Genomic DNA, 3,230 nt, shown 5'->3' with positions numbered 1-3,230 from the left:
TGAATTCCTTGCTCATAGCCAAAGTTCACTGAAGTGAACTGAAAGATTTTTCTTCCGGTGTATGAAACCACCCTGCCCCTTATAAAGGGGAGGGAGCCAAGAATTGTCCCCCCCTTTATAAGCTATGCATTACCCACAGATTATCCAATGATTGTAATGGTTTGGGAGATTGCTAGTCATTTAGGTAGGGGCAATTCATGAATTGCCCCTACCTAAATGCTCCCACTCCTTATCCCGCCTGGATGGTTCGAGTGGATCTGTGGGTAATGCATAGCCTTTATAAGGGGGGGTAACACCATCTCAGCAGCAGCCGATCCGACTTGTCGGTACACCGTAGCAGACAGAGAAATTTAGGCTGCTGGCTGGAACCCAAAGATCCGGGCATAAAAAGCAAACTCGTCAGTCAGGGCGCGTTTGATATTTGCTGCTTGACGAAAGCCGTGCTGCTCGTCAGCGAAGGTGACATATTCGACGGTAATGCCTTTGGCTTTGAGGGCATCTACCATCATTTCGGCTTGATTGGGCGGGACGACTTTATCTTCTAGACCTTGGAAGAAAATAATCGGACAGGACAATTGCTGGGTAAAATATAGGGGCGATCGATCGCGATAAATTGGCGAAGTATCTGGATCTGGTGCGACTAATCGATCGAGATAGCGCGATTCAAATTTGTGGGTATCTTTGGCAAGTGCGATTAAATCGCTCACGCCATAATAACTGGCTCCGGCTTTAAAGGTATCCCCAAACGTGAGTGCTGCTAGGGTCGTATACCCCCCTGCGCTACCGCCCGAAATTGCCAGCCGATCGCCATCTGCCCAGCCCTGCTTGACTAAATAGAGGGCGGCATTGGTGCAATCATCGACATCGACAATGCCCCACTGCCCATCGAGGCGGTGTTGATAAGCTTTACCATAGCCCGTACTCCCACCATAGTTCACATCGACGACGGCAAAACCGCGACTCGTCCAATATTGAGTTTTGAGGTTGAGCTGGTTGGATGCCGCTGCTGTGGGGCCGCCATGACTTTTGACTAGGAGGGGTGGTTTTTCGCCCAGCAGTGGCTGGTAATCTTGATTGGTGGGGGGATAATAGAAGGCGTAGGCGGTTTGACCGTCGGTAGTGGGAAATTCGATCGATTGAGGGATTGAGAGGTAGCCCGGTGCGATTTTGACTCGATTGGAACGTTGCAGAACTTCGCGGGATTCTGTGAGTAAATCGATGGCGATAATCTCGTTGATTTGGGTGGTAGAAGCGGCACAGCAGACGAGTAAGTTGCCCACCGTGCGGACGCTGGCAATGTCGGTATAGGGGACACTCAAGGGGGTAAAATGCCCGCTGAGGGTATTAATTATGCCCAGGTGCCACACGCCATTTTGACTGTAGGTACAGACGATCCGATGTTTGCCGACGAGGGCGTAAGTGGACATGCCAAATACCCACTGCGGCAGGCTAAATTCGGCAGCTAATTCATACACGGGCGTAACTTTACCATCGCGCCAAGCGTACAGGTTGCCCCAACCAGTGCGATCGCTGACAAAATACAAGGTATCATCAGATGACCACTGGGGTTGGAAAATAGTTTCATTAGCACCGCCAGCAATCGAGTTAGGTGCAGAGATATAGCCATTACTAACGGTTGCCATCTGGAGATTGGTACCATCCCAAGGTAAATTGGGGTGATTCCAGCTCAACCAGGCAAGTTTAGTGCCATCGGGACTCAATCGGGGTGCGGCATAAAAATCGCAGCCGCACACTAATGTGGATACGCTATGGGGTGGAGTTAAACTAATACTCACGATCGTATTTAATGGATCGAAATCTGCCGAATCGTGTTCTTGTTGAACGCAAATTAATCGATTCAGATGAGGATCGATCGTTAAATCGGCATAGCGTTTGGTACGATCGTGGGTGAGTTGACTAACTTGCTTGGGATCTGCCGATCGTAAATCTTGAATGTAGAGACAGTTATCGCTATTGTTACTAAAATACACTCGTCCATCGACAACGGTATAGGCGGCACCGCCATATTCATGCACGCGATTGCGGACGTTATAGTCAGGCGGCGTAATATCTTCAATCTGCCCATTCGCATTACGCCTAACAATGACACTGCGCCCAGCTTCTTGAGGACGAGATTCCAACCAATAAACATCCGTGCCATCTAAAACGATCGAACTCAAACCGATACTATCAGCGACAATCGAATCAGCAGTAATCGGCGATTTCCAAGAACCAAAGGGAGCGAGTTGCATAGTGGCAAGCAATGTAAGGTGGATGAGCGCGCGCGAATCTTGACGCTTGGGTGAAGTTAAACTCACTTACCTGGATTCTAACCGATCGTGTCGAACCCTCATCGCCCTGACTATATAACTATCAACCAAAATTTTTCGATATATTTCTCGCTAATAGATCGCCGCTGGAGATCGGGATAAATACTCATCGCTAAAGCTTGTTGAAAAACCTCGGTGCCAGCGGGGTAATTTTCCCCCGCGTGCCCACACTGTTTAGCCGCTAAAATTACGGTATCTGGCAGATGGCAGTTGTTTGTGAAGACAACTTTCTAGCAGGCGAACTTGATAGACTTGCTGGAATAATCCCGGATTGAGAATTACTTTGTACTTGCGCTGAAATACTGGCTGACTCAAAAACGCCGACCAAGGAAAAGGGACTTTAGGTGTTTCGCCGCTAGACACGATCGTTATGTGGGTAAGGTGGACTGTTTAACGGGCACTTTCGGCACAGGAGAGTTTTAGCCAGAAAGAAAATTTTGCTAGTGGTTAATTTAGTCGTCAGTGGTGATGTCGATCGTTGCTGAAAATGTTAATTGCCATAGCTATATTAATTTCTCACATCTAGCCGCTCGATCGCATCAGCCATTTATCGGTGTGCGAGTGGCTAGAGCGTTAAAATATATGTAGTTATTTATATTTAAGTTAGCGATCGTGGCTGTTCCTTCTACTTCTGGCAAAACTATCTCTTATCTGGCTCCAACGATCGATCGTGCCGAACTCGCCTTACGCTGTGCGCCATTTCACCTGGCTCTATTTGCCAAACTGCGCTGGGAGAGTGTCTCGGTACCCAAATTAGCTGGCGATCTCGGTGTCAAATCTGGCTATACTCGCTATCCTCTCTCGGAGCTGAGTGTCGAAACAGCCACCAATTGGCTGATTCAAGTAGGCATGTTACGGCGGGAAGTGGACGGACAAGGTTTAACCGATAGTTTTCGGTTG

The 3,230-nt window shown here is 48.5% G+C and carries 3 protein-coding genes; 1 reads left to right on the top strand and 2 read right to left on the bottom strand.

The genetic code is table 11. The annotated features are described in order from the left end of the window. Positions 1–350: 350 nt before the first annotated feature. Together Q0R35_RS14690 and Q0R35_RS14685 are read right to left on the bottom strand one after the other, a co-directional pair. Positions 351–2,252 carry a S9 family peptidase gene (locus Q0R35_RS14690; RefSeq protein ID WP_295619789.1) on the bottom strand — a complete coding sequence of 634 codons (1,902 nt, stop codon included), beginning with the start codon at positions 2,250–2,252 and terminating at the stop codon, positions 351–353. A gap of 252 nt (positions 2,253–2,504) precedes the next feature. After that, entirely contained in the window at positions 2,505–2,693 is a 189-nt protein-coding gene (locus tag Q0R35_RS14685) for a hypothetical protein (RefSeq protein WP_295619786.1), read from the bottom strand. Positions 2,694–2,942: 249 nt separating this feature from the next. On the opposite strand from Q0R35_RS14685, the gene Q0R35_RS14680 reads away from it, so the two are divergent. After that, the coding region (locus Q0R35_RS14680; RefSeq protein WP_295619783.1) for an Npun_F0494 family protein at positions 2,943–3,230 on the top strand (288 nt) is incomplete at its 3' end.

This window comes from Chamaesiphon sp. GL140_3_metabinner_50 (assembly GCF_025361915.1).
Classification (GTDB): Bacteria; Cyanobacteriota; Cyanobacteriia; order Cyanobacteriales; family Chamaesiphonaceae; genus Chamaesiphon.
Note: the sequence above shows the minus strand (reverse complement) of the source record. Positions and strands in the feature narration are given on the sequence as shown.

Excerpts from the sequence above, each read along its gene's own strand:
- Q0R35_RS14690 (WP_295619789.1), bottom strand. The coding sequence starts at position 2,252 with ATGCAACTCGCTCCCTTTGGTTCTTGGAAATCGCCGATTACTGCTGAT.